This is a genomic window from Evansella tamaricis, from assembly GCF_019042215.1.
Lineage (GTDB): Bacteria > Bacillota > Bacilli > Bacillales > Salisediminibacteriaceae > Evansella > Evansella tamaricis.
On sequence record NZ_JAHQCS010000158.1, the window covers coordinates 1 to 3,519 of the forward strand.

Sequence of the window (3,519 nt, forward strand, 5' to 3'; positions counted from 1 at the left end):
AATGGCTGCGCTCGTCGCTCGCCTGATAGGAGAAAACCACTCCTATCAAGCTTTTTAAAGATTGCGACGGCTACGCTCATTGCTTAGGGACTGTATAAGTGGAAAAGCACCACTTTTTCAGTTCCCTTGCGAGTAGGCGCTGGAGCTAGACAATAAGAAAAGCGCAAGCGCCTTTGGTCACGAGCGTAGGGCAGTGGAGGAATGACAACTAGAAGTCCGCTCTTTGACTTCAGTTGTCACTTCCGAAGTGCCCCGCAGCGAGTAGGCGCTGGAGCTAGACAATGCCCGAAGGTTCAAAAACTTTTACATTCTAATCTTTCAAGTAAACCTTACGGATTCAATAGCTCCTTACTGATCACTATGTGTTGTATTTCATTTGTTCCTTCGTAAATTTGGGTCACCTTTGCATCACGGAAAAATCGCTCCACCGGGTATTCCGAAGTATAACCATACCCTCCGAAGACTTGGATTGCATCGATGGCAACTTCCATCGCCGTATTGGAAGCAAACATTTTCGCCATGGACGCTTCTTTTACGCAAGGTAGCCCGCGCCCAATTAAGTCTGCCGCTCGATACGTTAATAATGTTGCCCCTTCCACCTTTGTGGCCATGTCTGCTAATTTGAAGGCAAGTCCCTGCTGAGTGCCAATTGGTTTTCCGAACTGTTTCCGCTCTTTTGCATAACGGGTTGCTGCTTTTAACGCCCCTTCCGCAATACCCAAAGCTTGTGCCGCTATCCCAACCCGTCCTTTATTGAGGTTTGCCAGGGCAATTTTAAATCCTTCTCCCTCTTTTCCAAGAAGGTTTTCCACAGGCACTTCTGCATCTGCAAAGGATAGTGACCTTGTATTCGATCCGTGAAGACCCATTTTTTTCTCAGGTGCTCCTATCGTAAGTCCCGGAGTATCCTTCTCTACAATAAAGGCGCTGACCCCTTTGCTTTTTTCCGCCGGATTTGTTTTGGCAAAAACAATGTAGGTGTCCGCAGCACCAGCATTTGTGATAAACATTTTCTCCCCATTTAGAATATAATGATCACCTTTTTTTACCGCTGTGGTCTTCATACTTGCTGCATCACTTCCAGCTCCAGGTTCCGTCAGAGCAAAAGCTCCCAAATATTTCCCTGTTGCTAGTTTTGGAATATATCTTTGTTTCTGTTTCTCTGTTCCAAAATCCAGAATCGGATTTGTTCCAACGGAAGTGTGTACGGACAAGATTACTCCGACAGTTGCACTCACTTTAGACAACTCATGAATCGCGATAATGTAGGAAGTGTAATCCATTTCTACCCCACCGTATTTTTCTGGAATCGGGATTCCCATTAATCCCAGTTCCCCCATTTCTTTGACAATTTCGGTTGGGAATTCATCTGTTTTTTCCATATGAGGTGTTGCCTGTGCCACTTTCTCTTCCGCAAATTGCCGGACCATTCTCCGCATCATCTGCTGTTCTTCACTAAATGATAAATTCATGGATGTCACTCCTTGTCTTGGGCATCTATTAGCGTTCTTTAACCTTTGAAAGTTTTTTGTATTCCCTACTTAGTCATAGATGTAAAAACCCCTGCCTGTTTTACGCCCAAGCCAACCTGCTTTCACATATTTTCTTAGTAGAGGACACGGGCGATACTTATCATCTCCGAATCCTTCCTGCAGTGTTTCCATTATATACAGACATGTATCAAGGCCAATGAAATCTGCTAAGGTGAGTGGACCCATCGGATGATTCATTCCAAGTTTCATAACCTCATCCACATCTTCCGGGCTTGCAACACCCTCATAGACTGTGAAAATCGCTTCGTTAATCATGGGCATCAAAATACGGTTCGATACGAAACCGGGGAAATCATTGACTTCCACTGATGTTTTTTGTAGTTTGGCTGCCATATCTCGGACGGTCAAGTAAACTTCCTGGGAGGTAGCCAATCCCCGGATGATCTCTACCAGCTTCATCACTGGCACTGGATTCATGAAATGCATTCCAATTACTTTTTCCGGCCGTTTAGTCACAGCTGCAATCTCAGTAATTGGCAAAGAGGATGTGTTGGTAGCAAGAATCGTGTGCTCCGGAGCAAGCTCATCCAGCTGAGCAAATAAATTCTTTTTGATTTCCATGTTTTCAATGGCTGCTTCAATCACCATATCGGCCTGCTCTACATTTTTGAGCTGAGTTGATGATTGAATGTTTTGGAGAAAATTTTGCATCTGTTCTGCTGTAATTCGTTCTTTATCCACCTGACGCAGAAGCTGTTTTCGAATTCCAGTGAGGCCTCTCTCAACAAATTCATCTTTTAAATCGTGGAGAATGACTTCGTAACCATTCATGGCACATACTTGGGCAATTCCTGAACCCATTTGCCCGGCGCCGACTACCATTACTTTTTTTATGTTCATGCTCATGCTTATACTAGCCTCCTTGTTTTGGAATATCTAGTTTTTTGGGACACGTTTTTGTTCTTAATTTTAGCTTTTGCATCCTCTACTTCTGGAATTGAGGACATTGGAGGGGCGGGCATTTTCCTTTCATTGTGTCGCTTTCTCCTTGATGATTTGATGCGACAATTCTTGAGGGTTCTTCTTCGATGATTTGATGCGACATTTCTTGAGGGTTTCTCTTCCCTTTTGTCGCTTCCTCCTTGATGATGCGACAATTGTAGAGCGTTCCTCTTCCCTTTTGTCGCTTCCTCCTTGATGATGCGACAATTGTAGAGCGTTCCTCTTCCCTTTTGTCGCTTCCTCCTTGATGATGCGACAATTGCAGAGCGTTTCCCTTCCCTTTTGTCGCTTCCTCCTCGATGATGCGACAATTGCAGAGCGCTTCCCTTCCCTTTTGTCGCTTCCTCCTTGATGATGCGACATTTCCGGAGCGTTTCTCTTCCCTTTTGTCGCTTCCTCCTTGATGATGCGACATTTCTGGAGCGTTTCTCTTCCCTTTTGTCGCTTCCTCCTTGATGATGCGACAATTGCGGAGCGTTTCTCTTCCCTTTTGTCGCTTCCTCCTCGATGATGCGACAATTTGTGAGCACTTCCCTTCCCTTTTGTCGCTTCCTCCTCGAATGATGCGACAATTGCAGAGCGTTTCCCTTCCCTTTTGTCGCTTCCTCCCCGATGATGCGACTTTTCCGGAGCGTTTCCCTTCCCTTTTGTCGCTTCCTCCCCAATGATGCGACATTTCCTGAGAGCGCCACTCCCATTTTGTCGCTTCCTCCTCTTTAGCTGAAAAATTTACCGTTTATCATTTAATTGATCCCTAATTGATATATTCAACTCCCCTACTTAGTTAACAGTTCTAATTAATAGCACCAGCAAAATTAAGTCATTATACTTTTTATATAGAAAGCTCTATTATTTAATCATGTCTTAGAGGGCAAAACTCGCCCTTTTAAATCTATTCCAGTCGCTCCACCTCACTGCACACACGTTAAGAGAAAATCACTCCTAACGCGCTTAATAGATGGCAGTGGTTCCGCTTAGTAGCCGGTGTAATAGTCCTCAAACAAGTCTTTAAAAGGGCAAAACC

The 3,519-nt window shown here is 44.6% G+C and carries 3 protein-coding genes; all 3 read right to left on the reverse strand.

Annotation, left to right across the window (positions count from 1 at the left end; genetic code table 11):
* Positions 1–329 precede the first annotated feature (329 nt).
* Positions 330–1,472 (reverse strand): acyl-CoA dehydrogenase, encoded by a 1,143-nt coding sequence (locus tag KS419_RS19760; protein WP_217068231.1) that lies wholly within the window; start codon positions 1,470–1,472, stop codon positions 330–332.
* Positions 1,473–1,541: 69 nt separating this feature from the next.
* The gene (locus KS419_RS19765) at positions 1,542–2,393 is read right to left on the reverse strand and encodes a 3-hydroxybutyryl-CoA dehydrogenase (protein ID WP_217068234.1); all 852 of its coding nucleotides are present in this window, start codon (positions 2,391–2,393) and stop codon (positions 1,542–1,544) included.
* 8 nt (positions 2,394–2,401) lie between these two features.
* Positions 2,402–3,193, reverse strand: a complete 792-nt coding sequence (locus KS419_RS19770) for a hypothetical protein (RefSeq protein ID WP_217068233.1) — start codon at positions 3,191–3,193, stop codon at positions 2,402–2,404.
* Positions 3,194–3,519: the final 326 nt, after the last annotated feature.